The sequence below is a fragment of the Porphyromonas cangingivalis genome (assembly GCF_900638305.1).
GTDB classification, from domain to species: domain Bacteria; phylum Bacteroidota; class Bacteroidia; order Bacteroidales; family Porphyromonadaceae; genus Porphyromonas_A; species Porphyromonas_A cangingivalis.
In genome coordinates this window covers 1326089-1350307 of the sequence record NZ_LR134506.1, presented here as the reverse complement: position 1 = coordinate 1350307, position 24219 = coordinate 1326089, and the positions used below count along the sequence as shown (strand labels likewise).

The 24219-nt window shown below is 46.9% G+C and carries 35 protein-coding genes; 32 read left to right on the top strand and 3 right to left on the bottom strand.

Translation table 11 applies throughout. The annotated features are described in order from the left end of the window. Positions 1-3: 3 nt before the first annotated feature. From rplW to rplQ, 27 genes are all read left to right on the top strand, one after another. Entirely contained in the window at positions 4-297 is a 294-nt protein-coding gene (gene rplW / locus EL262_RS05645; RefSeq protein ID WP_025839425.1) for a 50S ribosomal protein L23, read from the top strand. A gap of 8 nt (positions 298-305) precedes the next feature. Continuing rightward, positions 306-1130, top strand: a complete 825-nt coding sequence (gene rplB / locus EL262_RS05640; RefSeq protein ID WP_036847951.1) for a 50S ribosomal protein L2 — start codon at positions 306-308, stop codon at positions 1128-1130. A 26-nt stretch (positions 1131-1156) separates the two neighbouring features. Beyond that, complete coding sequence (gene rpsS, locus EL262_RS05635; protein ID WP_025839427.1) at positions 1157-1426, top strand: 30S ribosomal protein S19; 270 nt, start codon at positions 1157-1159, stop codon at positions 1424-1426. Positions 1427-1468: 42 nt separating this feature from the next. After that, on the top strand, positions 1469-1873 hold the full coding sequence (gene rplV / locus EL262_RS05630; RefSeq protein WP_036847954.1) for a 50S ribosomal protein L22: 405 nt from the start codon (positions 1469-1471) through the stop codon (positions 1871-1873). Between the two features lie 4 nt (positions 1874-1877). After that, positions 1878-2615, top strand: coding sequence for a 30S ribosomal protein S3 (rpsC, locus tag EL262_RS05625; RefSeq protein WP_025839430.1), 738 nt, complete (start codon positions 1878-1880; stop codon positions 2613-2615). Positions 2616-2647: 32 nt separating this feature from the next. Continuing rightward, a complete protein-coding gene (rplP, locus tag EL262_RS05620; RefSeq protein WP_025839431.1) occupies positions 2648-3067 on the top strand; it encodes a 50S ribosomal protein L16 in 420 nt (139 codons plus the stop codon). Positions 3068-3086: 19 nt separating this feature from the next. Then, positions 3087-3281 carry a 50S ribosomal protein L29 gene (gene rpmC / locus EL262_RS05615; protein ID WP_025839433.1) on the top strand — a complete coding sequence of 65 codons (195 nt, stop codon included), beginning with the start codon at positions 3087-3089 and terminating at the stop codon, positions 3279-3281. Between the two features lie 2 nt (positions 3282-3283). Further along, on the top strand, positions 3284-3550 hold the full coding sequence (rpsQ, locus tag EL262_RS05610; RefSeq protein WP_276525049.1) for a 30S ribosomal protein S17: 267 nt from the start codon (positions 3284-3286) through the stop codon (positions 3548-3550). Between the two features lie 2 nt (positions 3551-3552). Beyond that, a complete protein-coding gene (rplN, locus tag EL262_RS05605; RefSeq protein ID WP_025839437.1) occupies positions 3553-3918 on the top strand; it encodes a 50S ribosomal protein L14 in 366 nt (121 codons plus the stop codon). A gap of 24 nt (positions 3919-3942) precedes the next feature. Beyond that, positions 3943-4263: a 50S ribosomal protein L24 gene (gene rplX, locus EL262_RS05600; protein ID WP_025839439.1), complete on the top strand. Its 321-nt coding sequence runs from the start codon at positions 3943-3945 to the stop codon at positions 4261-4263. Position 4264: 1 nt separating this feature from the next. Further along, positions 4265-4813: a 50S ribosomal protein L5 gene (gene rplE, locus EL262_RS05595; protein WP_025839441.1), complete on the top strand. Its 549-nt coding sequence runs from the start codon at positions 4265-4267 to the stop codon at positions 4811-4813. A 20-nt stretch (positions 4814-4833) separates the two neighbouring features. After that, positions 4834-5103, top strand: a complete 270-nt coding sequence (gene rpsN, locus EL262_RS05590; RefSeq protein ID WP_025839443.1) for a 30S ribosomal protein S14 — start codon at positions 4834-4836, stop codon at positions 5101-5103. A 111-nt stretch (positions 5104-5214) separates the two neighbouring features. Next, the gene (rpsH, locus tag EL262_RS05585; RefSeq protein ID WP_078735978.1) at positions 5215-5610 is read left to right on the top strand and encodes a 30S ribosomal protein S8; all 396 of its coding nucleotides are present in this window, start codon (positions 5215-5217) and stop codon (positions 5608-5610) included. 15 nt (positions 5611-5625) lie between these two features. After that, complete coding sequence (rplF, locus tag EL262_RS05580) at positions 5626-6177, top strand: 50S ribosomal protein L6 (protein ID WP_025839446.1); 552 nt, start codon at positions 5626-5628, stop codon at positions 6175-6177. 24 nt (positions 6178-6201) lie between these two features. After that, the gene (gene rplR, locus EL262_RS05575; RefSeq protein ID WP_025839448.1) at positions 6202-6546 is read left to right on the top strand and encodes a 50S ribosomal protein L18; all 345 of its coding nucleotides are present in this window, start codon (positions 6202-6204) and stop codon (positions 6544-6546) included. A gap of 21 nt (positions 6547-6567) precedes the next feature. Further along, entirely contained in the window at positions 6568-7074 is a 507-nt protein-coding gene (gene rpsE / locus EL262_RS05570) for a 30S ribosomal protein S5 (protein WP_025839450.1), read from the top strand. An 8-nt stretch (positions 7075-7082) separates the two neighbouring features. Then, the gene (rpmD, locus tag EL262_RS05565) at positions 7083-7259 is read left to right on the top strand and encodes a 50S ribosomal protein L30 (RefSeq protein ID WP_025839452.1); all 177 of its coding nucleotides are present in this window, start codon (positions 7083-7085) and stop codon (positions 7257-7259) included. A gap of 20 nt (positions 7260-7279) precedes the next feature. Beyond that, positions 7280-7726 (top strand): 50S ribosomal protein L15, encoded by a 447-nt coding sequence (gene rplO, locus EL262_RS05560; protein ID WP_025839454.1) that lies wholly within the window; start codon positions 7280-7282, stop codon positions 7724-7726. A 5-nt stretch (positions 7727-7731) separates the two neighbouring features. Further along, the gene (gene secY, locus EL262_RS05555) at positions 7732-9060 is read left to right on the top strand and encodes a preprotein translocase subunit SecY (RefSeq protein ID WP_025839456.1); all 1329 of its coding nucleotides are present in this window, start codon (positions 7732-7734) and stop codon (positions 9058-9060) included. Positions 9061-9078: 18 nt separating this feature from the next. Beyond that, entirely contained in the window at positions 9079-9864 is a 786-nt protein-coding gene (gene map, locus EL262_RS05550) for a type I methionyl aminopeptidase (RefSeq protein WP_025839458.1), read from the top strand. A 12-nt stretch (positions 9865-9876) separates the two neighbouring features. Next, entirely contained in the window at positions 9877-10095 is a 219-nt protein-coding gene (gene infA / locus EL262_RS05545; RefSeq protein ID WP_025839460.1) for a translation initiation factor IF-1, read from the top strand. Between the two features lie 13 nt (positions 10096-10108). Beyond that, a complete protein-coding gene (gene ykgO, locus EL262_RS05540) occupies positions 10109-10225 on the top strand; it encodes a type B 50S ribosomal protein L36 (protein WP_078735977.1) in 117 nt (38 codons plus the stop codon). A gap of 43 nt (positions 10226-10268) precedes the next feature. Beyond that, entirely contained in the window at positions 10269-10649 is a 381-nt protein-coding gene (rpsM, locus tag EL262_RS05535) for a 30S ribosomal protein S13 (RefSeq protein WP_025839462.1), read from the top strand. A gap of 16 nt (positions 10650-10665) precedes the next feature. After that, the gene (rpsK, locus tag EL262_RS05530; protein ID WP_025839465.1) at positions 10666-11052 is read left to right on the top strand and encodes a 30S ribosomal protein S11; all 387 of its coding nucleotides are present in this window, start codon (positions 10666-10668) and stop codon (positions 11050-11052) included. Positions 11053-11204: 152 nt separating this feature from the next. Further along, on the top strand, positions 11205-11804 hold the full coding sequence (gene rpsD, locus EL262_RS05525; RefSeq protein ID WP_025839467.1) for a 30S ribosomal protein S4: 600 nt from the start codon (positions 11205-11207) through the stop codon (positions 11802-11804). A gap of 11 nt (positions 11805-11815) precedes the next feature. Then, positions 11816-12808 carry a DNA-directed RNA polymerase subunit alpha gene (locus EL262_RS05520; RefSeq protein WP_036847970.1) on the top strand — a complete coding sequence of 331 codons (993 nt, stop codon included), beginning with the start codon at positions 11816-11818 and terminating at the stop codon, positions 12806-12808. A 21-nt stretch (positions 12809-12829) separates the two neighbouring features. Beyond that, positions 12830-13297, top strand: coding sequence for a 50S ribosomal protein L17 (gene rplQ, locus EL262_RS05515; protein WP_025839469.1), 468 nt, complete (start codon positions 12830-12832; stop codon positions 13295-13297). 131 nt (positions 13298-13428) lie between these two features. Here rplQ and EL262_RS05510 read toward each other — a convergent pair whose 3' ends face one another. The 3 genes from EL262_RS05510 to EL262_RS05500 form a co-directional block, all read right to left on the bottom strand. Further along, entirely contained in the window at positions 13429-14574 is a 1146-nt protein-coding gene (locus EL262_RS05510) for an IS256 family transposase (RefSeq protein ID WP_126464375.1), read from the bottom strand. A 211-nt stretch (positions 14575-14785) separates the two neighbouring features. Beyond that, positions 14786-15241, bottom strand: a complete 456-nt coding sequence (locus EL262_RS05505; RefSeq protein WP_025839571.1) for a hypothetical protein — start codon at positions 15239-15241, stop codon at positions 14786-14788. A 34-nt stretch (positions 15242-15275) separates the two neighbouring features. After that, complete coding sequence (locus EL262_RS05500) at positions 15276-17912, bottom strand: valine--tRNA ligase (RefSeq protein ID WP_078735850.1); 2637 nt, start codon at positions 17910-17912, stop codon at positions 15276-15278. Between the two features lie 465 nt (positions 17913-18377). On the opposite strand from EL262_RS05500, the gene EL262_RS05495 reads away from it, so the two are divergent. The 5 genes from EL262_RS05495 (at position 18378) to EL262_RS05475 (ending at position 24029) form a co-directional block, all read left to right on the top strand. Further along, positions 18378-20624: a RelA/SpoT family protein gene (locus tag EL262_RS05495; RefSeq protein ID WP_078735851.1), complete on the top strand. Its 2247-nt coding sequence runs from the start codon at positions 18378-18380 to the stop codon at positions 20622-20624. Positions 20625-20694: 70 nt separating this feature from the next. Continuing rightward, positions 20695-21354, top strand: coding sequence for a ribulose-phosphate 3-epimerase (gene rpe, locus EL262_RS05490; RefSeq protein WP_025839573.1), 660 nt, complete (start codon positions 20695-20697; stop codon positions 21352-21354). Positions 21355-21372: 18 nt separating this feature from the next. Then, positions 21373-22908: a ComEC/Rec2 family competence protein gene (locus EL262_RS05485; RefSeq protein ID WP_078735852.1), complete on the top strand. Its 1536-nt coding sequence runs from the start codon at positions 21373-21375 to the stop codon at positions 22906-22908. An 80-nt stretch (positions 22909-22988) separates the two neighbouring features. Then, positions 22989-23342 (top strand): redox-active protein, encoded by a 354-nt coding sequence (locus EL262_RS05480; RefSeq protein ID WP_078735853.1) that lies wholly within the window; start codon positions 22989-22991, stop codon positions 23340-23342. A 213-nt stretch (positions 23343-23555) separates the two neighbouring features. After that, positions 23556-24029 (top strand): Lrp/AsnC family transcriptional regulator, encoded by a 474-nt coding sequence (locus tag EL262_RS05475; RefSeq protein WP_025839603.1) that lies wholly within the window; start codon positions 23556-23558, stop codon positions 24027-24029. The last annotated feature ends 190 nt before the right edge of the window (positions 24030-24219 follow it).

The following is a 24219-nucleotide window of genomic DNA, read 5'->3' as shown; positions in this document are numbered from 1 at the left end:
GAAATGGGAATATTGATTAAACCTATCATTACAGAGAAGCAGACAAAGGTTACCGAAGGTATGCCTAATCGTTATGGCTTCCGCGTAGTTCGTGATGCGAACAAGTTTCAGATTAAGAATGCCGTTGAGGAAATGTATGGTGTGAAGGTCGTCAGTGTCAATACAATGAACTATGACGGTAAGAGATCAATGCGCTATACTAAGGGTGGTATCATCTCAGGAAAGAAGCCGGCTTTCAAGAAAGCTATTGTCACTCTTGCTGATGATCAAACAATAGATTTCTTTAGCAATATCTAAATATAGAAATGGGAATACGTAAATTGAAGCCCACTACGCCTGGGCAAAGACACAAGGTTATTGGTGCATTTGATGCAATCACTGCAAGTACACCAGAGAAGTCTCTTGTCGTTGGTAAGAAGCGTACCGGTGGTCGTAATAACACCGGTAAGATGACTGTCCGCTATATCGGTGGTGGTCACAAGCAACGTTACAGATTTATCGACTTCAAGAGAAGAAAAGATGGTATTCCTGCTACAGTAAAATCGATCGAGTACGACCCAAACAGGTCGTCTCGTATCGCTCTACTGTATTATGCTGACGGGGAAAAGACGTATATCGTGGCGCCCGACGGCTTGCAGGTAGGCCAGACAGTGATGTCAGGGGAACAAGCAGCTCCAGAAGTAGGAAACTGCCTTCCTTTGGCTAGTATTCCGGTAGGTACTGTGATCCACAATATTGAGTTGCGTCCGGGTCAAGGTGCAAAGCTCGTGAGAGCTGCCGGTGTGTTCGCACAGCTGACATCTCGTGAAGGTGCTTATGTCGTCATTAAGATGCCTTCTGGTGAGACTCGTAGAATCCTTTCTTCTTGTAAAGCTACTATCGGTAGTGTTGGTAACTCTGACCACGCTCTCGAACGCTCGGGTAAGGCCGGTCGTTCACGCTGGTTGGGTCGCAGACCTCACAACCGTGGTGTGGTAATGAACCCTGTCGATCACCCAATGGGTGGTGGTGAAGGTCGTGCTTCCGGAGGTCACCCAAGAAGCCGTACAGGTCTTTACTCTAAGGGTCTTAAGACACGTGCTCCAAAGAAGCACTCTTCAAAGTACATCATTGAAAGAAGAAAGAAGTAAGAAACCCTATTTAAGCGAACAAAACTATGAGTCGATCACTTAAAAAAGGACCGTTCATCAGCGTTAAGCTGGAGAAGAAAATCCTCGCACAGAATGAAAGCGACAAGAAGAGCGTCATCAAGACTTGGTCACGTGCTTCTATGATCTCTCCTGACTTCGTTGGTCATACGATCGCCGTTCACAACGGAAATAAGTTTATCCCCGTATTCGTTACTGAAAACATGGTAGGTCATAAGTTGGGCGAATTTGCACCAACCCGTACTTTCCGTGGTCACAGTGGTAACCGTAAGAAATAATCGTCGGGGACACTAAACCATTATTAAAAAAGATATAATAATATGGGTCAAAGAAAAAGATTGTCAGCTGACGCACGCAAGGAGGCAAACAAGACTATATACTTTGCTAAGTTATCCAATATCCCTTCTTCTCCTCGTAAGATGAGACTTGTGGCTGATATGGTCAGAGGTATGGAAGTTAATCGAGCGTTGGGTGTGCTAAAGTTTTCCAATAAAGAGGCTGCTGCTCGTGTAGAAAAACTGTTGCGTTCGGCTATTGCGAACTGGGAACAGAAGAATGAGCGTAAGGCAGAGGATGGAGAACTCTTCGTTACCAAGATCTTCGTTGATGAAGGTGTTACCCTCAAGAGAATGCGCCCACGCGCACAAGGTAGAGGTGCACGTATCCGCAAGAGATCTAATCACGTGACTTTGTTTGTCGATACACTTAACTCAAAACAGAATTAATTAGATGGGACAGAAGACTAATCCAATAAGCAATCGTTTAGGGATCATCCGTGGATGGGACTCAAATTGGTTTGGAAAGAAGAGCGACTTCGCTGATACCCTCCTTGAGGACAGCAAGATTCGTAAGTATCTAGGTGCTCGTCTCTCTAATGCAAGTGTTTCGCGTATCGTCATCGAACGTACGCTCAAGCTCATCACTATCACTATCTGTACTTCTCGTCCTGGTGCAGTCATCGGAAAAGGTGGCGCTGCCGTGGATCTCCTCAAGGAAGAGCTTAAGAAGATCACAGATAAGGATGTGCAAATCAATATCTTCGAAATCAAGCGTCCCGAAATCGATGCATCTATCGTGGCAAGTACAATTGCACGTCAGCTCGAAGGTCGTATGGCTTATCGTAGAGCTGTCAAGATGGCTATCTCTTCAGCAATGCGCTCTGGTGCAGAGGGTATCAAGATCCTTGTCTCTGGTCGTTTGAATGGTGCTGAAATGGCACGTGCTGAGATGTTTAAGGAGGGTCGTACACCTCTACATACTTTCCGTGCAGAAATTGACTATGCTACCGAAGCGGCTCTCACAAAGGTCGGTCTTATCGGTATCAAGGTATGGATCTGCAAGGGTGAAGTGTATGGCAAGAAGGATCTCGCTCCTAACTTCACTCAGTCTAAGGACTTCGGTAAGCGTGAGAATGCACGTGGCGGTCGTGAAGGTCGCGATAGACGTAATAGAAGATCTAATCGCTAAAGTCCAACTAATCAGCTTAGAAAAGTAAGATCATGTTACAACCAAAGAAAACTAAATTTAGAAGGCAGCAGAAAGGCCGTATGAAGGGCTTCGCTAACCGTGGTAACCAACTCTCTTTTGGTTCGTTCGGTATCAAGGCTCTTCAGAGTAAGTGGATTACCGGACGCCAGATCGAGGCAGCTCGTATCGCTGTGACAAGATATATGCAACGTCAGGGTCAAGTATGGGTACGTATATTCCCTGATAAGCCTATCACCAAGAAGCCTGCAGAAGTGCGTATGGGTAAGGGTAAGGGTTCGCCAGAAGGATTTGTGGCTCCTGTTACCCCAGGTCGTATGCTCTTCGAAGTCGAGGGTGTCTCTTACGAAATCGCAAAAGAAGCACTCCGCCTTGCAGCTCAGAAGCTCCCTGTTACAACTAAGTTCGTCGTAAGACGTGACTATGAATTTTAATCACGAATAGTAGAGAGTTATGAAAAATAGCGAAATAAGAGAACTTAGTGTACAGGAGTTGCAAGAGCGCCTCTCATCAGAAACTATGAAGTACGAAAAGATGAGAATGAACCACAGCGTGACACCTCTAGATAAGCCATCTGAACTTACTAGCCAACGTCGCCTGATCGCTCGCCTCAATACAGTGCTTCGTGAGAAGAATAATAATAAATAAATATCCGCTCTGAAATGGAAAGAAATCTAAGAAAAGTAAGACAGGGCGTTGTTTCGAGCAATAAGATGGATAAAACCATAACTGTTGCTGTTCGCTGGAAAGAGAAACACCCTATATATGGAAAGTTTGTCAACAAGACAAAGAAGTACTACGCGCATGACGAAAAGAATGAGTGTAACATCGGCGATACAGTACGTATCATGGAAACTCGTCCATTGAGTCGCATGAAGCGTTGGAGACTAGTACAAATCATTGAAAGGGCTAAGTAATTATGATACAGCAAGAATCAAGATTGGTCGTAGCCGATAATAGCGGTGCAAAGGAAGCTCTTTGTATTCGTGTCCTCGGTGGTACGAAGAGAAGGTATGCCTCAATAGGCGATGTCATCGTCGTTTCTATCAAGAGTGTGATCCCATCAAGTGATGTCAAGAAGGGTACAGTAACTAAGGCAATCATTGTCAGAACTAAGAAGGAGATCCGTCGTGCTGATGGTTCTTACATTCGTTTTGATGACAACGCTTGTGTCCTCCTTAACAATGCTGGTGATATGAGAGCAAGCCGTATCTTTGGTCCTGTGGCCAGAGAGCTCAGAGCTGCTAATATGAAGATTGTCTCACTCGCTCCCGAGGTTCTTTAATAATATATTTGGAAAGGAATAGCAATGAGAAAATTTCATATCAAGAAGGGTGACACTGTATACGTGAACTCTGGAAATGAGAAGGGTAAGACCGGTCGCGTATTGATGGTGAATGTCGAAAAGGAAAGAGCTGTTGTCGAAGGTCTAAACTTCGTGACTAAGAGAGCTAAGCCATCTGCTAAGCATCCACAAGGTGGGCTTATCAAGATCGAGGCTCCTATCCATATCTCTAACCTTAATCCTGTAGACCCAAAGACAGGGAAACCTACTCGTGTCGGTCGCAAGAGAGATGAGAACGGTAAGCTAGTACGTATCGCAAAAAAATCAGGGGAGGTATTGAAGTAATATGTCAACAGCTAATCTAAAGAAAGAATATTCAGAGCACATTGTGCCTGAGTTGATGAAAGAGTTTGGGTACACCTCTATCATGCAGGTGCCTGTGTTGAAGAAGATTGTCATCAATCAAGGTCTTGGTGCTGCTGTCGCAGACAAGAAACTTATTGATGTCGCAGTATCTGAACTTGCAGCTATCACTGGTCAAAAGCCTGTTGTGACACTTTCAAGAAAGGATATCTCTAACTTCAAGTTGAGAAAGAAGATGCCTATCGGTGTTATGGTAACTTTGAGACGAGAGCAAATGTATGAGTTCCTCGAAAGACTTATCCGTATCGCTCTTCCTCGTATCCGTGACTTCAAGGGTATCGACGGTCGTCTTGATGGTCGTGGTAACTATACACTTGGTATCACTGAGCAGATTATCTTCCCGGAAATTAATCTTGACTCAATCACCAAGATCATGGGTATGAACATCACTTTCGTAACAAGTGCTCAGACAGACGAGGAAGGTTTTGCTCTACTCAAGAGATTTGGTCTACCTTTTAAGAAAGATAAATAATACTAAATATATAGTAGAGCATGGCAAAAGAATCAATGAAGGCTCGTGAAGTAAAGAGAGCCAAGCTGGTTGCAAAGTATGCAGAAAAACGTGCAAGACTCAAAGCAGAAGGTAACTATGAAGCTCTTCAGGCGCTTCCTAAGAACGCTTCTCCTGTGCGTCTCCACAATAGATGTAAGATCACTGGTCGTCCAAAAGGGTATATCCGTCTGTTCGGTATTTCTCGTATACAACTAAGAGAAATGGCTGCTCAGGGACTTATTCCCGGGGTGAAGAAGGCTAGTTGGTAAATTTATTGTATCTTTACAGGCTGGTAAAAGTATCGTTAGGCAACTCGTTTGCCTAATGTGCTTATTTGTTAAATATTGTCCGAGAGTTCGGATCAATTTAATCTTAATAAAATGACAGATCCAATTGCAGATTATTTGACGCGGTTGCGTAATGCCATCATGGCTAAGCACCGTGTAGTGGAGATCCCTGCTTCAAACCTAAAGAAGGAAATGACAAAGATCCTCTTTGAGAAGGGATACATCCTCAACTATAAGTTTGAGGAAGAAGGTCCACAAGGTACGATTAAGGTCGCTCTTAAGTACGACATCGTATCTAAGAAGAATGCTATCAAGGCACTCAAGCGTGTTTCAAAGCCCGGTTTGAGAAAGTACGTTGGCTATAAGGATATGCCACGTGTATTGAATGGTTTGGGTATCGCTATCTTGTCTACTTCTCGTGGTGTGATGACCAACAAGGAGGCAGTAGACCTAAAGATTGGTGGTGAGGTATTATGTTATGTATATTAATAGAAAGGAGATATTATGTCTAGGATAGGTAAACTTCCAATATCAGTCCCAAGCGGTGTCGATGTTTCTATTAAGGATAATGTAGTTACTGTAAAAGGCCCCAAAGGTACTTTGAGTCAATATGTAGATCCTCGAATTGTTGTCGAAGCGAAGGATGGAGAAATCCACGTGACTCGTCAGCAAGAAACTCGCGAGGAAAGAGCTCTTCACGGTCTTTACCGCTCGTTGGTGAACAACATGGTGGTAGGTGTGTCTGAAGGCTACAAGAAAACCCTTGAACTTATCGGTGTGGGTTACAGAGCGGCGAACAATGGTCAGATCCTTGAACTTTCGCTCGGATTCACACACCCTATATATTTGCAACTACCTACTGAGGTTAAGGTAGAGACTAAGATGGAGCGTAACAAGGCGCCTATCATCGAACTCGAGTCTGCTGACAAGCAGCTTCTTGGCCAAGTTTGTGCTAAAATTCGTTCATTCCGTAAGCCTGAGCCTTATAAGGGTAAGGGTATCCGATTCGAAGGTGAGTACATCCGTAGGAAGTCTGGTAAGACAGCTGGTAAGTAATCTACGTAAACATCTATTTTGATTATGATAACTAAAAGAGAAAGAAGACTTAAGATAAAGAGACGTGTGCGTAGAAATATTTTAGGTACAGCTGAAAGACCACGTCTAACAGTGTTTAGAAGTAACAAGCAGATCTACGCACAGCTTGTCAATGATATTGATGGCAAGACTATCGCCGCTGCAAGCTCACTTGGTATGGAAGATAAGCTTCCTAAGACTGAGATTGCTGCTAAGGTGGGTGCTGCTGTTGCTCAAGCTGCGATGTCTAAGGGAGTTGCAGAAGTTGTGTTTGACCGTAATGGCTATCTCTATCATGGTCGTGTGAAGCAGCTCGCAGATGCGGCTCGTGAAGCAGGTCTTAAATTTTAACGTTTAGAACAGTATTGAACAATGAATAGAGTAAAGTCTGCTAATGGCCTGGAACTAAAGGATAGATTGGTTGCGATCAATCGTGTTACTAAGGTTACTAAGGGTGGTCGTACATTTACTTTCGCTGCCATCGTGGTCGTCGGTAATGAAGATGGTATCATCGGATGGGGACTTGGTAAGGCTGGTGAAGTCACTACTGCTATTGCAAAGGGTGTCGAAGCTGCTAAGAAGAACTTGTTCCAAATCCCTGTACACAAGGGTACCATACCTCACGAACAAACTGCTCGCTTCGGTGGTGCTCGTGTTATGATCAAGCCTGCATCTGAAGGTACCGGGGTAAAGGCCGGTGGTGCGATGCGTGCGGTGCTTGAAAGTGTTGGTATCACTGACGTTCTTGCTAAGAGTAAGGGTTCTTCTAACCCTCACAACCTTGTGAAGGCAACTATCGCAGCTCTTGGTGAGCTTAGAAGCCCGCTTGAGGTTGCTAAGGTCAGAGGTATCTCAGTAGAAAAAGTATTTAGAGGTTGATAGTAACTATGGAAAAAATTAAAGTTAAGCAGGTTAGAAGCCGTATTCGCTGCCCAAAGGATCAGAAGGCTGCTCTTGATGTACTTGGTTTGAGAAAACTGAACAGAGTAGTAGAACTCGAAGCTAATGACGCTGTATTAGGTAATATCCGTAAGGTACGTCACCTAATTGAGATTGTAGAATAACAATAAAATTATAGATTATCATGAACTTATCAACGTTAAGACCTGCACAAGGTACAACAGCGCGTAAGAGAATCGGTCGCGGGCCAGGATCTGGTCTAGGCGGAACCTCTACTCGTGGTCATAAGGGTGCAAAGTCTAGATCAGGTTATTCTCGTAAGTTCGGCTTTGAGGGTGGACAGATGCCTCTTCAGAGACGCTTGCCAAAGTTTGGATTTAAGAATCCTAATAGAGTGGAGTATACCCCGGTAAACCTCGATGCTATTGTTAGAATGCTTGAAAATAATCCTGCCGAAAAGATCACTGTCGCAGACTTTGTGGCGGCTGGTCTTGCTCACAAGGATGCACGCATAAAGGTGTTAGGTAACGGGGAACTTAATTCAAAAGTGGCTGTTGAGGCACATGCATTCTCTAAATCTGCCGAAGAGGCGATCAAGAATGCAGGTGGTGAAGCTACCAAAGTACAGTAACAGTAATGAAACTGGTAAAGACGATTCAAAATATTTGGCGGATAGAGGAACTTAAATCTAGGATCCTCACGACTGTCTTTTTTATCATCCTCTATCGTCTTGGTACATTTATAGTACTACCCGGGATTGATCCTGGAGCATTGACTGCTCTTCAGGATCAGACCCGTGGTGGTCTTTTGGCTTTGTTGGACATGTTCTCAGGGGGTGCGTTCTCCAACGCATCGATTTTTGCCCTTGGTATCATGCCTTATATCTCTGCATCCATTGTGATGCAGTTGATGGCTATTGTTGTACCATCTTTTCAGAAGATGCAAAGAGAGGGTGAGAGCGGACGTCGCAAGATCAATCAATGGACACGCTATCTGACCATCCTTATTCTGCTATTCCAAGCTCCCATCTATTTGATTAACCTTCAGCAGAACCTCGTTCAAGCCGGATCGGCCTTGCCTTCTGGCTTGTGGTTCAGAGCTACTTGTACCGTGATCCTCACAGCCGGTTCAATGTTTACTCTTTGGTTGGGTGAGCGTATCACTGACAAGGGTATCGGTAATGGAGTTTCGTTTATCATCCTTGTGGGTATCATTGCTCGTTTGCCTCAATCATTGGTGAATGAGTTCACTTTAAGGTTTACTACATCAGGAGGGCTCTTCCTATTCATTGCTGAGATGTTGGTGCTTCTCGCTGTGATCGCAGGTGCTATCCTGCTTGTGCAGGGTACAAGACGTGTGCCTGTACAGTATGCGAAGAAGATCGTTGGTAACCGCCAGTACGGTGGGGCTCGCCAATATATTCCATTGAAGGTCAATGCAGCGAACGTGATGCCTATCATCTTTGCTCAGGCTATCATGTTTATTCCTCTAAGCTTTATGAGTTTTGGGAATGCTCAACCTTCTCCATTCTGGCAAGGTTTTTTGAATGGTACCGGATTCTGGTATAACTTTATCTTTGCTCTTTTGATCATCTTGTTTACATACTTCTACACAGCTGTGACCATCAACCCTGGACAGATGGCTGATGATCTGAAGAGAAATAATGGTTTTATCCCCGGTATCAAGCCTGGTAAGGCAACAAAGGAGTATCTTGATGATGTGATGAGTAAGATTACTCTTCCCGGAGCGATATTCCTTGCCATTGTTGCTATCCTTCCCGCATTTGCTCGTTTGTTTAATGTGAGTCCGGAGTTTGCGCAATTCTTCGGAGGAACATCTTTGATCATCCTTGTTGGTGTCGTGCTTGACACATTGCAACAAATCGAGAGCCACCTCCTCATGCACCACTATGATGGTTTGTTGGAGACTGGTCGTATCAAAGGACGTTCAAGTGGAGCATATTGATTTCTTCTCTCTTAGTATATGATTACACTAAAGACCGCGGAGGAAATAGAGAAACTTTATGCTGCGAATCAGCTGGTCGGTAAGACTCTGGCTGAAGTGGCTAAGCATATCGAACCCGGTGTGACGACCAAGCAACTTGATCGTATTGCACATGAGTTTATATTGGATCATGGTGCCACTCCTGCCTTTTTAGGCTATGAGGGCTTTCCCGGATCCTTGTGTACTTCGGTCAATGAGCATATCGTACATGGTATCCCTTCCGATAAAGTCTTCTTAAAAGAAGGTGATATAGTGTCGGTGGACTGTGGTACTAAGCTTGATGGTTTCACGGGAGACTCGGCATTCACTTTTCCTGTTGGTGAGGTGAAGGAGGATGTCCGAAATCTATTGAATACAACACATGAATCACTATATGAGGGCATAGCTGCTGTGCAAGCCGGCCGACGTATAGGTGATGTGGGGCATGCTATTCAGACCTATTGTGAGAAGAGAGGCTTCTCTGTTGTCAGGGAGTTTGTCGGTCATGGAATTGGTCGGGAGATGCATGAGGATCCACAGGTGCCCAACTACGGTAGGCGTGGTACCGGCGCAATGATTCAAGAAGGTTTGTGTATATGTATTGAGCCAATGATCAACCTGGGCTCAAAAAACATATCCATGGGTAATGACGGTTGGACTGTCCGTACAAAAGACGGCAGACCCTCAGCCCATTTCGAACTCTGTGTTGCCGTTGTCGAAGGACGAGCAAAATTGATGTCGACCTTCGAGTTTGTGTATGACGTTTTAGGGAAGAAACAATTCTAAGTATAAGAACAAATGGCTAAACAATCCGCTATTGAACAAGACGGCGTAATAGTCGAAGCTCTTTCCAACGCTATGTTTAAGGTAGAGCTGGATAATGGACATGTCATTACAGCACATATCTCAGGTAAGATGCGAATGCACTATATTCGTATCTTACCTGGAGACCGTGTAAAGGTAGAGATGTCTCCATACGACTTGACTAAAGGTCGCATATCGTTCAGATACAAATAATACTCAATATTTTATGAAAGTTAGAACATCTTTAAAGACACGTACTGCCGATTGTAAGATCGTAAGAAGAAAGGGGCGCCTATATATTATCAATAAGAAGAACCCCAAATACAAACAACGTCAAAAATAATTCGTATTTTTGCACTTCAAATTGTAATCATTAAATTTATAGTATGGCTATAAGAATTGTTGGTGTAGACTTACCACAAAACAAGAGAGGAGAGATCGCCTTGACTTATATCTATGGGATCGGACGTAGTAGCGCTAGTACTATTCTTGACAAAGCCGGTATCGATAAGGATATCAAGGTTAAGGATTGGACAGACGATCAGGCTGCTGCTATCAGAGAAATCATTTCGACTGAATTCAAGGTTGAAGGAGACCTTCGTGCCGAAGTTCAGTTGAATATTAAGCGATTGATGGATATCGGTTGCTATCGTGGTGTCCGCCACCGTATCGGTCTTCCATTGAGAGGTCAGAGCACAAAGAATAATGCTCGTACGCGTAAGGGTCGCAAGAAGACCGTTGCTAATAAGAAGAAAGCTACAAAGTAATATTTAATACATTATTATGGCAAAGAAAGCAGTCGCAAAGAAAAGAAAGGTGCAGGTCGAAGCTATTGGACAGGCGCACATTCACTCATCTTTCAATAATATCATCATCACCCTTACCAATGCACAAGGACAGGCTATCTCTCAGTCAAGTGCTGGTAAGATGGGCTTCCGTAGCTCAAAAAAGAATACCCCTTATGCTGCTCAGATGGCTGCACAAGACTGTGCAAAGGTTGCTTATGACGCAGGTCTTCGTAAGGTGCGTGTATTCGTAAAGGGACCAGGTAATGGTCGTGAGTCAGCAATCCGTACCATTCACGGTGCTGGTATTGAAGTAATGGAGATCATTGACGTTACACCAATGCCACACAACGGTTGCCGTCCTCCAAAGAAGAGACGTGTGTAATCTTCCACACACTATCTCATTATATTAAAAGTATTTTATCAGACCAGTTAGTTCATGAATGAGGTGTATATGTAAAATATTTATGGATTGCTTTATTTCCTCTCAAACAATCGCGGCTGTACATATACTATCTCATGTAAAAAGGTTTTAAAATGGCAAGATATACAGGCCCTAAAGCTAAGATCGCTCGTAAGTTTGGCGAGCCTATCTATGGCACTATCAAATCAAAGAAAAACTATCCTCCGGGACAACACGGTAACTCACACCGTCGTAAGACATCTGAGTACGGTATTCAGCTGCGCGAAAAACAAAAGGCAAAGTACACTTATGGCGTACTTGAAAGACAGTTCCGCAACCTCTTCGAAAAGGCATCTCGTATGAAGGGGGTTAAGGGTGAAGTCCTCATCCAACTCTTGGAACAACGTCTTGACAACGTAGTATATCGTCTAGGTATTGCGAAGACACGTGATGCTGCACGTCAGCTCGTTTCACACCGTCACATCGTCGTTGACGGTAAGGTGGTAAATATCCCATCATTCTCTGTTCAACCGGGCCAGGTTGTCGGAGTCAGAGAGCGTTCAAAGTCTCTTGAGGTTATCTCAGACTCAGTATCTGCTGCATCACACACTAAGTATGCATGGTTAGAGTGGGATAAGGGTAGCATGAGCGGTAAGTTCCTACACGTACCACAGAGAGCTGATATTCCTGAAAACATTAAGGAACAGTTAATCGTAGAATTGTACTCAAAATAATAAATAGAGATATGGCTTTAATCGCATTTCAAAAACCCGAACGTGTCCTAATGCTCGAATCAACTCCTTTTCATGGGAAGTTTGAGTTCAAGCCATTAGAGCCTGGGTATGGCATTACTATTGGTAATGCTCTGCGCCGAATATTGCTATCGTCTCTCGAGGGTTTTGCCATCAACTCTATCAAGATCGACGGCGTAGATCATGAGTTTGCTACTATTCCGGGGGTTATCGAAGATGTGACAAACATCATCCTTAACCTAAAGAAAGTTCGCCTCAAAAAAGTGGTAGAGGATGCTACAGAAGAGACCGTAAGCATCAAGGTAAGTAAGTCTGAGCAATTCACAGCATCGGATATCTCTGCACAGCTTAGCAGCTTTGAAGTGCTGAATAAAGATCTCGTAATTTGTAATTTAGATAAGTCAGCTTCATTTAATATTCAGCTCACTATAGACAAGGGGCGTGGATATGTGCCGGCTGAAGAAATCGCCGAAACATTTGGCGATCCTCAGCAGATCGCTATTGATGCTATCTACACACCTATTGTCAATGTCAAGTATAAGGTCGACAATACTCGTGTCGAGCAGAAGACTGACTATGACCGTCTTGTGATCGAGGTGGATACAGATGGATCGATCTCTCCAAAGGATGCTTTGAAAGAGGCCGCGGTCATTCTTATCCATCACTTCAATCTATTCTCTGATGAGAGTATTGATATTGAGTTGGAAAACCAAGCTGAAGACGAGATATTTGATGAAAGCATACTCCATATGCGTCAACTATTGAAGTCTAAGCTTGCAGATCTTGATCTATCTGTAAGAGCACTCAACTGCTTGAAGGCGGCTAATGTCGAAACGCTTGGCGAGCTTGTCAGATACAACAAGAACGAACTCCTTAAGTTCCGCAACTTCGGTAAGAAGTCACTCAACGAACTTGAAGACTTGTTGGATCAGCTCAATTTGACATTCGGTCTAGACATCTCAAAGTACAAATTAGACAAAGAATAACTTAGACGAATATTTTAAGTAATGAGACACAATAAGAAATTCAATCACCTTGGTCGTACAGCTTCGCACAGAAGTGCAATGCTTTCGAATATGGCCACTTCTCTTATCATGCACAAGAGAATCGTTACTACACTTGCAAAAGCGAAGGCTCTAAGGGTGTATGTCGAACCGATCATCAATCGTGCCAAAGAAGACACTACACACTCACGCCGTATGGTCTTCTCTAAGCTACAAAATAAATATGCCGTAACAGAGCTATTCCAAAATATTTCTAAGGCTATCGCTGAACGCCCAGGTGGATACACTCGTATCCTCAAGATGGGTCGTCGTCAGGGTGACGATGCCATGATGTGCTTCATCGAACTTGTGGATTTCAACGAAGATCGCAAGACCGAGAAGGCTGCAGGTGCAAAGGCTGCTGCTCCAAAGACACGTCGTTCACGTCGCAAAAAGACTGAAGAAGCAGCTGAAGCTACTGCGGAAGCATAATCTATCTCACAGCATACGCTACTATATTAAAACACCTCATCAAGGGATCCCTTGGTGAGGTGTTTTTTCTTTTCTATTAGTGTCGCCAAACTTTAGAAGAGGGCAAAATGTCTCTTTCAACCCTCATAATGTCAGTGTCCGAAAAAGTGTGTAAGGTTAGTTCTCCCTTTTTCAGACAGTACCATTTCTCGGGCTACAGAGCCCAAGAGAAAGACGACGGCATCAGCCGAGGGTAGAGCCCCACGCATACGTAACGTACGCTTATAGTTGCGATTAAGACGCTCCACCCAATTCGTTGAGTAAATCATACGACGAACCTCCTCCGGGTACCTCAGATAGGTGAAGTAGCCTATATTGCGAGGTGCCGACAAGGAGAGCAGGCTCCGGTAGCTTTTCCCCCAACGTTCTGCAAATGTACACAATTTCTCAAATGCCTTGATGGGTGTAAGACTTGTACCCGAGATCGGAAACAAGTCTTCCAACTCTTGTCTCATCCTATCCTTGTCCCTCTTCGATACGGCATTAAGTGCGTGACGCTTGAAATGAACGACACACAGCTGATGGGAGGAGTGAGGGAAAGCCGAGGCGATGGCTCGTTCAATCCCCTGTAAAGTATCTGAGATGATCAGGTCTATACGTTCGACTCCACGTGTTTTGAGGGCTTTCAACTCTGCCTCCCAATTCAACGCTCCTTCCGTGGGATGATTCACCACACAAAGCACCTCCCGACTACCGTCAGGAAGCAACCCCAACATCGTGTAATAGGCTTCCTGAGCCACACGATCCTCCCGCCGTGTGTAGGCAAAGGTTGCATCGATGTACACCGCCAAATTGTGGGGCGACAGTTGGCGTTCCAACCACTTGTAGATCTCCTCTTTACTCGTGTTCGAGAGATAACTGACTTGCAGCTTGCTATAGTGATAGCCGTAGATCCGTTCGCACACAGCACCAATGTCTTCGCACGAAAGGCCTCGGGTATAAAGCTCGTGAAACAACAAGGCTCGTTCGCTCTCTTGGCCGGAGAGAATACCCAAAATCAGGGGCTGAAAATTCCCTGAACGAGTACGTGGAATGCGAAGCTCAAAGCTACAGCCATAGCCCCGCCATCGACGAGGACGGAAACCATTGCATTGTTCACCCTCATGCTCTTCGACAAAGAGAGCACGTTCTTGCTTCGAGAAGGTGTCCAATAGTACACGGATAAGTTCGTTAATACCTGCCTCTGATGATAGCATTTCAGAAATAAATGCCGACTTTTGTGTTGTTGTAAGCTCCATTGTTCTTAGGTTTATTTTTTTCTTACCTCAAAGTCAAGGACTAATGGGGCTTACACACTTTTTCGGACACTACCCTTTAACTTTTTGTGTTGATGGATAATAAGAGGATCAAGTTGTTTTGGTATGGTGTTTCCTCTTGAGAATAAATACACCCCTTATAGAGATTAAATGTGTGCTCTATAAGGGGTGTTGTATGTTTGTGGGAGATCGATTACTGCTCTTTCATTAAGTTGGTGAGGAAGGCGTCCAGTTCTTTGTCCAGACCTTCCATGAGAGGGAGATCGAGTCCCATCCATTCGTCTCCGATCTGGAGAAGCTCCGTAGGGGCAGCATCGCCCGGAGCTTGATAGAGGACCGAGATCGGGAGTTGGAATGCAGGCCGATCGAAGTAGCCCTTATTTTGCATCACGAGGAGGGTTGCTCGTATGGTGTTGATAGCAGTCTTCTCTACCTCATCGATGTTTTCAGGCTTCTCTACACACCAGTGGTATATGGTCTTGTGTACCGTACAAGTCTCATCTTCGTCAGAGATGGAGAGATCCCCTTGGGGAAGGTCCAATCGGACATAGATGTCACTGATCGAGAAGATGTCTGAAGCATCGAGTTGGGTGTAGAAGTCATCGAATAGATCTTCTACGAGTACTCTGTCTTTGGTATTCTTGTCCATCACTGTTTGATTATTGCTTTGGTTTGTGGTCGGGTTATTGTTTGAGGGCAGCCATACGGGTACGGATGTTCTCCAGTTTTTCGAGCGCATCAGACTCTTTTTTGCGTTCGAGGGCGACGACTTGTTCCGGAGCTTTGGATACAAACTTTTCGTTGGAGAGTTTGCCACGTACACTTGCGAGGAATTTCTCATAGTACTTCTCCTCATCGGCAAGTTTGGTCAACTCTTCTTCGACATTCACAAAACCTGTGAATGGTACACTGTACGTATGCGTCCCTATCATGAACGAAGCCACATCTGCCCCTTCGAGCACTCCGGTCTTTATCTCACTTATATTCGCCAGCTTGGTGATCACTGCCACAGCCCAAGGGCACATAGCCCCCTCGGGAGCGTAGAGTTCGAGGGCCTCACGAGGAGAGACGTTGCGAGAAGCACGCAGATTGCGCACGGCAGAGACAATCTCACGTGCGATCTCCATGTAGTCGATGATGTCCTTATTTCCCTCTTCACTCTTTGAGATCTGCTGAACTGCAAGGCTGTCACCCTCTTTCCTTGGGGCAAGTGCCTGCCAAAGCTCTTCGGTGATGAATGGCATGAATGGGTGTAGGAGACGAAGGATGTGATCGAAGAAGTTGTTGGTCTCTTCGAGCGTCTTGCCATCTATGGGCGCACCGTAATCCGGCTTGATGAGCTCAAGATAAGTACCCGAGAAGTCATCCTTGACGAGCTTATAGAGGAGTAGCATCGCATCGCTGATACGGTATTTCGAGAAGAGATCCTCGAGCTCCAAAGATGTCGCCTTGAGTAGCTCAGCAAACCACATCACTGCAGTTTGTGCCGCTGCGCTCTGAGGTAGAGACGCATCGACTTCCCAACCCTGAATGAGGCGGAACGAGTTCCAGATCTTGTTATTGAAGTTACGTCCCTGCTCGCACATCGCTTCGTCAAAGAGGATGTCGTTGCCTGCGGCTGCCGAAGTCATAAGTCCCATACGTACACCATCCGCACCGTAAGTCTCGATGAGGTGGAGCGGGTCAGGGCTGTTGCCGAGAGACTTTGACATCTTACGACCTTTGGCATCACGCACGATACCGGTGAAGTAGACATTGCGGAAAGGCATATCCCCCTCGTACTCGTAGCCCGCCATGATCATACGAGCCACCCAGAAGAAGATGATGTCCGGACCGGTCACAAGGTCACTTGTGGGGTAGTAGTACTTCATCTCCTCATTGCCCGGCTTATTGATGCCGTCGAATAGGGAGATAGGCCACAGCCACGACGAGAACCAGGTGTCGAGACAGTCTTCATCCGGACGAAGGTCTGCCATGGTGAGGGAGTCATTGCCTGTCTTTACTTTAGCTTTTGCCAAAGCCTCTTCTGCCGTAGCTGCTACGACATATCCCCCTTCGGGCAAGAAGTAGGCAGGTATGCGGTGACCCCACCAAAGCTGACGAGAGACACACCAGTCCTTGATGTTCTCCATCCAGTGGCGGTAGGTGTTCTTGTATCTTGAGGGATAAAATTTCAGTTTGTCCTCCATCACAGGCTTGAGAGCCATCTCTGCGAGACGATCCATCTTGAGGAACCACTGCATCGAGAGCTTGGGCTCTATGACCACATTTGTACGCTCGGAGTAACCCACCTTGTTGGTATAAGGCTCCACTTTTTCGAGAAGGCCTGCCGCTTCGAGGTCACGCTCGATCTGCTTACGTACGGCGAAGCGATCCATACCGATGTATAGCTCGGCCGACTCGTTGAGTGTCCCATTGTCGTTGAATATATCAATGCTTGGGAGGTTGTACTTCTCGCCGAGCATGTAGTCGTTCACATCATGTGCAGGAGTGACCTTGAGACACCCCGTGCCGAACTCTATGTCCACATAGTCGTCCTCGATGACCGGGATAGAGCGTCCCACGAGGGGCACGATGACTCGCTTCCCCTTGAGCCAAGTGTTTTTGGGGTCATTAGGGTTGATACACATTGCCGTGTCACCCATGATCGTCTCCGGACGCGTGGTAGCCACCACGGCATAGCGACCGTCAGGGTCGCCTTCGACCTTGTAGCGGAGATAGTAGAGCTTTCCGTGCTCTTCCTTGTACACCACTTCTTCGTCCGAGAGTGCAGTGAGAGCTTCCGGATCCCAGTTGACCATCCTTACACCACGGTAGATCATCCCTTTCTCGTACAAGTCCACAAAGACCTTGATGACACTCTCGCTACGGAGCTCATCCATGGTGAAAGCGGTACGATCCCAGTCGCACGAAGCTCCGAGGTAACGAAGTTGCTTGAGGATGATCCCACCGTGCTCTTCCGTCCAGTCCCATGCGTGCTTGAGGAACTCCTCTCGACTGAGATCGGTCTTCTTGATCCCTTGGCTCGCGAGTCTCTGCACCACCTTGGCCTCTGTCGCTATTGACGCATGATCGGTACCGGGGATCCAGCAAGCGTTCTTGCCGGTCATACGGGCACGACGTACGAGGATGTCTTGGATGGTGTTGTTGAGCATGTGTCCCATGTGGAGGACGCCGGTCACGTTGGGTGGTGGCATCACTATGGTATAGGGTTCACGATGATCAGGCTTGGAGGCGAAGAGCTTGTGGTTCATCCAATAGGTGTACCATTTGCTTTCGACCTCAGAGGGGTTGTACTTAGCACTTAATTCTGTTGCCATTATAATAATCTGTGATGTGACATTGACATTTTCGATCGTTGCGAAGGGGCAAAGCCTACTCCACAACCTTACAAAGTTACATTTTTCTGACGAAACCTCTCACAGCGTACCAATTACAGTTTTGAAAAAAGAGACAAGGAGGGACGCCCCAAAAAAAGTCGTAAGATTCGATGAAGAAGGTCGTAAGGATCGATGACGAAAGTCGTAAGATTTGATTTGTCGCCTTCTTTGAGTTTTTTCAGAGGAGGTCTCAGAGATCCTTTACCGACCTGTTTTTATAGGAAGTAAGGAGCTTACTTCTCAGTGGATTATGTCGATGTGGGGCCGGAGCATGAGCCTTTGTGTTTCCTCCGTATGTAAGTATTTGGGCGTGGTAGTGTAAGTCAAAAGAAAACTTTTGTATATTTGTCTTTACACACCATAATCCGACTGCTTCGGCTCAGGAGAGAGTTAAATCTATACAATATGCACGGGACCATTAGCCAACAAGACGAACAGTGGATAGCTCAGGAGTTTGACCAACTCCTCAATGACTATCTCAAATCGAACCATCGAAAGAGGACCGACAAGATCATCAAGGCCTTCAATCTCGCCAAGAGTGCGCACGCCGGAGCGAAGCGCAAGAGTGGTGAGCCTTATATCTTGCACCCTATTGCGGTGGCTTCGATCTGCTGCAATGAGATCGGGTTGGGGTCGACATCGATAGCGGCTGCCCTCTTGCATGATGTGGTCGAGGATACAGACTATACGGTGCAGGATATCCGAGATATGTTTGGCAACTCTATTGCGGTTATCGTGGATGGGCTGACCAAACTCTCCGGTGAGATCCTTGCAAAGACGAGCCTTGATGGTCTCGACACTTCTGCACAGCTCGAAAATATCCGCCGCCTGCTCCTTACCGCCAACCGTGACATCCGTGTGATCTTGGTCAAGATCGCTGACCGTCTCCATAATATGCGTACCCTTTCGAGCATGACGGAGGCGAAGCAGGCAAAGATCGCCGCAGAGACACGCCTCTTCTACTCGCACCTTGCCGAGCGTCTCGGTATGTATGATATCAAGCAGGAGCTGGAGGATCTTTCGCTCAAATACGATCACCCTGAGGAGTATGAGCATATCCGTCACCTGATCGAGGAGTCGGACAGTCAGAGAGTTTCGGTCTTTGACAAGTTTTATGCCGCCATCAAGTCTGATCTTGATGACATTGCGGTTGATTATAGGATACAACACCGGGTCAAGTCGGTCTATTCGATATGGAACAAGATGAAGACAAAAAATCTCCCCTTCCATGAGATTTACGACGTCTTTGCGATCCGCATCGTATTTGACCCCTCTTCGCCCGAAAACGAATACAACGACTGCTTCCGTATCTATCATGCGATCTCCAAGCACTTCAGGTCGAAGAGCGATCGCCTCAGAGACTGGCTCAGCAGTCCCAAAGAAAATGGTTACCAAGCTCTGCACTGTACCGTCATGGGACCCACCGGTCGATGGGTGGAGGTGCAGATACGTTCTCGTCGTATGCACGAGATGGCAGAGCGTGGGCTGGCCGCACATTGGCGTTACAAGGCGGACACCGATGAGATGGACAACATAGAGGAGAAGATCCTCAACAATGTGCGTGCCCTTCTCAGCAACCCCGGTCCGGATGCTTCGGAGGATTACGAGACACTGATGTACAAGTTTGCCACCGAGGAGATGTTGATCTTCAAGAAGGATGGTTCGCAGATACGTTGTCCCGGAGGTGTCACGGTGCTTGACTTTGCATACTTCATGGGAGATGAGATGGGGCATCATTGTATCGGTGCCAAGGTCAACCATGAGATGGTCAATATCGATCATGTCCTCAATAGCGGTGATCAGGTCGAGATCCTCACGACAGCCAAGACCACACCCAAGGAGGAGTGGCTCTATTACGCCAAGACCCCACAGGCGAAGCGTAAGATACGCACCTATCTCAGCCAAGAGCGTTATGCTAAGGTCAAGGCCGGTAAGGAGGCCTTTCGTAACTTTGTCGAGGCTCAGGGTTATCTCGTCAGTGACCTCATCCGTGAGGGACATTCGGTGCTTCGTTATCCCGATAGCGATGACTTTTACTTCGCCATCAACAGGGGAGAGCAGCCTCTCAATGACGAACTTATAGATGAACTCAATCGCATCATGGAGCTCTTCCGCACCAATGGGGAGCAAGAGGAGCATCAGCCCTGGGAGTCCGATGAGAGTGGAGCACCGGCTCTCGATCCTTCAAAGAAGAAGGAAACCTATACCCTCACCGCCAAGGATGGTAAGCGTAACTATATCCGTGCGACTTGTTGTAAACCGGTCTTCGGGGAAGATGTGCATGGCATCCTGAACAAGGAACGTCAGGTGATGGTGCATAAGAAGTATTGTCCTGAAGCCATGGCACTCAAGGCGACCAAAGGTGACAGTATCGTGTCCGTTGCTTGGGGACCACATATCAACTCCACTTTCGGCGTCACGCTTGACATCGAGGGCGCAAATCTTGAAGGCTTCGTCTACAATATCATCGCCACGCTTCGTAGTCTGGGGATCCCGCTCACGGGGATAGACTTCACGAGTTCGAAGGATCGTGCCATCGGTTATATCAGTGTCCGTGTGCGCAACCTCACCGAGATGGACAACCTTGTCAAGCGTCTCAGAGATGAAAACGAGCTCCTCAAGATCCTCCGTCGGGACATCACTCGTAGATAAATCTCGTCGAGTACTCAATCACGAAACATATACTAACAAACACCAATCTCAGACATAAGTAAACAACATCATGATGAAGAAAGGACAGCGGATCATCGCACCGTCGATACTTTCGGCAGACTTCCTCAACCTCGGCAGAGACATCGAAATGCTCAACAGAAGTCAGGCAGAGTGGATACACATGGACATTATGGACGGACGATTTGTGCCGAATATATCTTTCGGTCTGCCTATCGTCCAAGCGGTCTCTGCCGTGACCGACAAGGTGTGCGACGTGCATCTGATGATCGAGCAACCCGAACAATACATCAAGGCCTTTGCCAAAGCCGGGGCAGATATCCTCACTGTGCACTATGAGGCTGTGAGACACCTTCATCGTGCCATGCAGGAGATACGCGAAGCCGGTATGAAGGCCGGGGTCGTCCTCAATCCTCATACTCCTGTCTCCCTTCTTTCGGACATCTTGCCTTATCTCGATATGGTACTTTTGATGTCGGTCAATCCCGGTTTCGGCGGACAGAAGTTCATCTCACAAGTGCTCCATAAGGTGTCCGAGCTTCGTCGTATGATAGACGAAGGAGGCCACGAGGTCATCATTGAGGTGGATGGCGGTGTCAATGCAGAGACTGCGCCCCTCCTTTTCGATGCCGGTGCAGAGGTACTCGTCGCCGGTAGTTATGTCTTCGGTGCATCAGATCCCGAAGCAGCCATTGCCGGTCTGTTGAAGTAACGAAATAACGTCACGTCCATGGAGAGCGAACTTCGCCCCATAAGCTATGGAGACCGTCCCGCATATCTGTTGATGTGGGGCGGTCTTTTTGGTTTTGCGCTCCATTGGGCAGGGTGGCTCGTCGGTGGAGGGGTTGTCTGGGGGATAGGTTTGCTGCTGCATTGGCTCTTGTGGTCGAGGACTTCTGCCCTATGCGCACCGCTGTGGATAGGTGCGTGGGCACTGATCTTCGGCTTGTACTGCGAAGTGCGTACACCCGTGGTCGAGCAGAGTGATGTAGCCGTCACCCTTTATGACACCGACATTCGTATAGACTATCCCTTGCCGGTGCGGGAGGGAAATGCTCAGCGAGTGAAGGCGGAGGTGGCATTTGGGGATGACGGTGAACGCCTCACCACGCTCCTTCATATCCCTCGCTCCGAAGCTTTGTCTGACAGTTTGCTCTATGGCGCGACACTCAAGGGGACTCTCGATGTGGTGCCTCTGCATCTCATGCCCTCGGAGGGGTATGCCACCTACCTACGTACCCGAGGGATCGAAGCCGTGGGCTATCTTCAATCCGTTTCGAGTACTGTGCAGAGCGCTCGCTCCTCATTCAACGCTCACTTGATGAAGTGGAGAGAAAGCCTCATCCGGCATTTTGATCTATCTGTCGAGAGATATATCGACGAAAAGGGCAGGGCACTTCTCTATGCGCTTCTCTTGGGCGAACGCTCTCGACTCGATAGATCCGACAAGGAGGTGTTTGCCGAAGCCGGTCTGTCGCATCTCTTGGCTTTGAGTGGGTTTCACCTCGGGATCATCTATCTTGTCGTGGCTCGGGTCTTGTCCTGGTTGCTTCCTCTGTACCGCTATCGAAAACTGAGATACATCCTTCTGCTCTTATCGCTTGTGGCTTATACCCTCTTTACGGGTGCTGCGCCCTCTACACTCAGAGCCTTGCTGATGTCCGGGCTTTATCTCGGCGCAAGACTGCTTGACCGGCGTCCCGACGGTGTGCAGATCTTGTCTCTCACTCTCGTCATCCTATGGCTCATCAATCCTCATAGCATCATGAGCCCCGGGCTCATCATGAGTGCTTCGGCCGTATGGGGCATCCTTGTCTTCTTTCCACTCCTTCAGAGCTTGCTACACACTCGACATCCCGTGCCCAAGTATCTGTACGAAGCCTTTTGTCTGACGGTCTCCGCTCAAGTCGGAGTCCTGCCGTGGATCCTTTTCTTCTGGGGTGCTGGTAGTCTCATGCCCTTTTGGAGCAGTGTACCGATGACGATGTTGACGGCTGTCTTGATCCCCTTGGGGCTTATTGCTCTTGTCGCTTCACTTGTCATCCCCTCGGCATGGATGGCGCCGATGCTCTATCTCTTGGACATTCTTATCCGCCTCCTGCTCGATGGTGGAAATTTCTTTGCCGAGGTCGACTTGCCGGAGATTGCTCTCACCTTCGGTCTTCCCTCTGTCGGGTTGTACTATATTCTCTGTCATTACGTGTTATATCAGCCGGCAGTGAGGGTGCTTATCGCAAGACAACGAAAAGATTATACACTTTTCTGATCAGATTTTTGCCTTTTTTCTGAACAAAAAAGGGTTACCTTTGTCTTATAGAAAGAACACTCATCATAAAACTTAATACAATGGCTAAATCAACCGACTTTTTTCATGTAAAACCACAAAACTGGAACTGTGCCCAATCGATACAAAAGGGCTTCCAGCATGTCACAAAAATGTCTGACGAGGAGATCGAACTCACCTATCGTCCCATGGGCGGAGGGCGTGCCGAAGGGGGGCTGTGTGGTGCTCTTTACTCTGCTGAGAATATCCTTAAGGAGAGAGGTCTTCCGTCGATCAAAGACGAATTTACCCGTCGTGCAGGTGGTGCTACTTGTCGTGAGCTCAAGGGGGAAAATAAGTTCCCCTGCACTTCTGCTGTAGACCTGGCCGAGGAACTCCTCACTGAGCGTCTCAAAGAAGCCGGCATGGACAAGTAACACATGTCTGTCCCATCCCAAACCCAAAAGAGGGCGTGTCAAAATTTGAGTCTTGACCACCCTCTTTTGTCGTATTCTCTTATCTTGAAATGACATTTTGTTGTCTTTGGTGAACCATTTCCTATCCTTTAGTGTTAAGATGGCGGAGGTGTATAGGAAATGGGTTAAATGTACACTGAGAAAAAGAGTTAACACAAAGAAAAGGATATAGTTATGGTTAAGATTGACAATCTCGATAGGAAAATACTGAATGTGATCATTTCCAATGCTCGGACGCCTTTCAAGGAGATCGCTGACAGCTGTGGTGTCTCCAGAGCTGCGGTGCACCAGAGAGTACAGCGTCTGATCGAAGCCAAAGTCATCACAGGGTCGGGTTATCATGTAGACTACAAGCTTTTGGGCTACACGACATATACTTATGTCGGGGTGAAGCTCGAGAAGGGCTCTCTCTTCAGAGAGGTGAGCGAAGCTCTCAAGCAGATCAATGAGATCGTGGAGTGTCACTTCACCACCGGTGCGTATGCAATGCTGATCAAAGTCGTCTCGAGAGACAATGCACACCTGATGGAGGTCCTCAGCGAGCACATCCAAAACATCCCCGGTGTCCTCTCGACAGAGACGATGATCTCTCTCGAAGAGAACTTCTCTCGCCCCTATGTCCTTACCGATATAGTGGATGGGAAGTGACCCCTCATCCCTGACTTGATGAAGGGTATTTGAAACAACGAGGTGCATCGGACCCCGAGAGGGGATTGCGGTGCACCTCGTTTTATCTCATAAAAGCTGTTAAGTCCCTCGTGTGTAGGACAGAGATGTGTTGAGAATTTGGTTTTTTATTCATATATTGCGAGGCGGATGATGCAAGGTTGTTGTACTC

Excerpts from the sequence above, each read along its gene's own strand:
- rplQ (WP_025839469.1), top strand. The coding sequence starts at position 12,830 with ATGAGACACAATAAGAAATTCAATCACCTTGGTCGTACAGCTTCGCAC.
- rplV (WP_036847954.1), top strand. The coding sequence starts at position 1,469 with ATGGGTCAAAGAAAAAGATTGTCAGCTGACGCACGCAAGGAGGCAAAC.
- EL262_RS05480 (WP_078735853.1), top strand. The coding sequence starts at position 22,989 with ATGGCTAAATCAACCGACTTTTTTCATGTAAAACCACAAAACTGGAAC.
- secY (WP_025839456.1), top strand. The coding sequence starts at position 7,732 with ATGAAACTGGTAAAGACGATTCAAAATATTTGGCGGATAGAGGAACTT.
- rpsK (WP_025839465.1), top strand. The coding sequence starts at position 10,666 with ATGGCAAAGAAAGCAGTCGCAAAGAAAAGAAAGGTGCAGGTCGAAGCT.
- rpsM (WP_025839462.1), top strand. The coding sequence starts at position 10,269 with ATGGCTATAAGAATTGTTGGTGTAGACTTACCACAAAACAAGAGAGGA.
- rplW (WP_025839425.1), top strand. The coding sequence starts at position 4 with ATGGGAATATTGATTAAACCTATCATTACAGAGAAGCAGACAAAGGTT.
- rplN (WP_025839437.1), top strand. The coding sequence starts at position 3,553 with ATGATACAGCAAGAATCAAGATTGGTCGTAGCCGATAATAGCGGTGCA.
- rplE (WP_025839441.1), top strand. The coding sequence starts at position 4,265 with ATGTCAACAGCTAATCTAAAGAAAGAATATTCAGAGCACATTGTGCCT.
- rpsH (WP_078735978.1), top strand. The coding sequence starts at position 5,215 with ATGACAGATCCAATTGCAGATTATTTGACGCGGTTGCGTAATGCCATC.
- rpmC (WP_025839433.1), top strand. The coding sequence starts at position 3,087 with ATGAAAAATAGCGAAATAAGAGAACTTAGTGTACAGGAGTTGCAAGAG.
- EL262_RS05475 (WP_025839603.1), top strand. The coding sequence starts at position 23,556 with ATGGTTAAGATTGACAATCTCGATAGGAAAATACTGAATGTGATCATT.
- rplX (WP_025839439.1), top strand. The coding sequence starts at position 3,943 with ATGAGAAAATTTCATATCAAGAAGGGTGACACTGTATACGTGAACTCT.
- ykgO (WP_078735977.1), top strand. The coding sequence starts at position 10,109 with ATGAAAGTTAGAACATCTTTAAAGACACGTACTGCCGATTGTAAGATC.
- rpsD (WP_025839467.1), top strand. The coding sequence starts at position 11,205 with ATGGCAAGATATACAGGCCCTAAAGCTAAGATCGCTCGTAAGTTTGGC.
- rpmD (WP_025839452.1), top strand. The coding sequence starts at position 7,083 with ATGGAAAAAATTAAAGTTAAGCAGGTTAGAAGCCGTATTCGCTGCCCA.
- rpsS (WP_025839427.1), top strand. The coding sequence starts at position 1,157 with ATGAGTCGATCACTTAAAAAAGGACCGTTCATCAGCGTTAAGCTGGAG.
- map (WP_025839458.1), top strand. The coding sequence starts at position 9,079 with ATGATTACACTAAAGACCGCGGAGGAAATAGAGAAACTTTATGCTGCG.
- rplF (WP_025839446.1), top strand. The coding sequence starts at position 5,626 with ATGTCTAGGATAGGTAAACTTCCAATATCAGTCCCAAGCGGTGTCGAT.
- rpe (WP_025839573.1), top strand. The coding sequence starts at position 20,695 with ATGATGAAGAAAGGACAGCGGATCATCGCACCGTCGATACTTTCGGCA.
- rplP (WP_025839431.1), top strand. The coding sequence starts at position 2,648 with ATGTTACAACCAAAGAAAACTAAATTTAGAAGGCAGCAGAAAGGCCGT.
- EL262_RS05510 (WP_126464375.1), bottom strand. The coding sequence starts at position 14,574 with ATGGAGCTTACAACAACACAAAAGTCGGCATTTATTTCTGAAATGCTA.
- EL262_RS05505 (WP_025839571.1), bottom strand. The coding sequence starts at position 15,241 with ATGGACAAGAATACCAAAGACAGAGTACTCGTAGAAGATCTATTCGAT.
- rplB (WP_036847951.1), top strand. The coding sequence starts at position 306 with ATGGGAATACGTAAATTGAAGCCCACTACGCCTGGGCAAAGACACAAG.
- infA (WP_025839460.1), top strand. The coding sequence starts at position 9,877 with ATGGCTAAACAATCCGCTATTGAACAAGACGGCGTAATAGTCGAAGCT.
- rpsC (WP_025839430.1), top strand. The coding sequence starts at position 1,878 with ATGGGACAGAAGACTAATCCAATAAGCAATCGTTTAGGGATCATCCGT.
- rplO (WP_025839454.1), top strand. The coding sequence starts at position 7,280 with ATGAACTTATCAACGTTAAGACCTGCACAAGGTACAACAGCGCGTAAG.
- rpsE (WP_025839450.1), top strand. The coding sequence starts at position 6,568 with ATGAATAGAGTAAAGTCTGCTAATGGCCTGGAACTAAAGGATAGATTG.
- EL262_RS05485 (WP_078735852.1), top strand. The coding sequence starts at position 21,373 with ATGGAGAGCGAACTTCGCCCCATAAGCTATGGAGACCGTCCCGCATAT.
- EL262_RS05500 (WP_078735850.1), bottom strand. The coding sequence starts at position 17,912 with ATGGCAACAGAATTAAGTGCTAAGTACAACCCCTCTGAGGTCGAAAGC.
- EL262_RS05520 (WP_036847970.1), top strand. The coding sequence starts at position 11,816 with ATGGCTTTAATCGCATTTCAAAAACCCGAACGTGTCCTAATGCTCGAA.
- rplR (WP_025839448.1), top strand. The coding sequence starts at position 6,202 with ATGATAACTAAAAGAGAAAGAAGACTTAAGATAAAGAGACGTGTGCGT.
- EL262_RS05495 (WP_078735851.1), top strand. The coding sequence starts at position 18,378 with ATGCACGGGACCATTAGCCAACAAGACGAACAGTGGATAGCTCAGGAG.
- rpsN (WP_025839443.1), top strand. The coding sequence starts at position 4,834 with ATGGCAAAAGAATCAATGAAGGCTCGTGAAGTAAAGAGAGCCAAGCTG.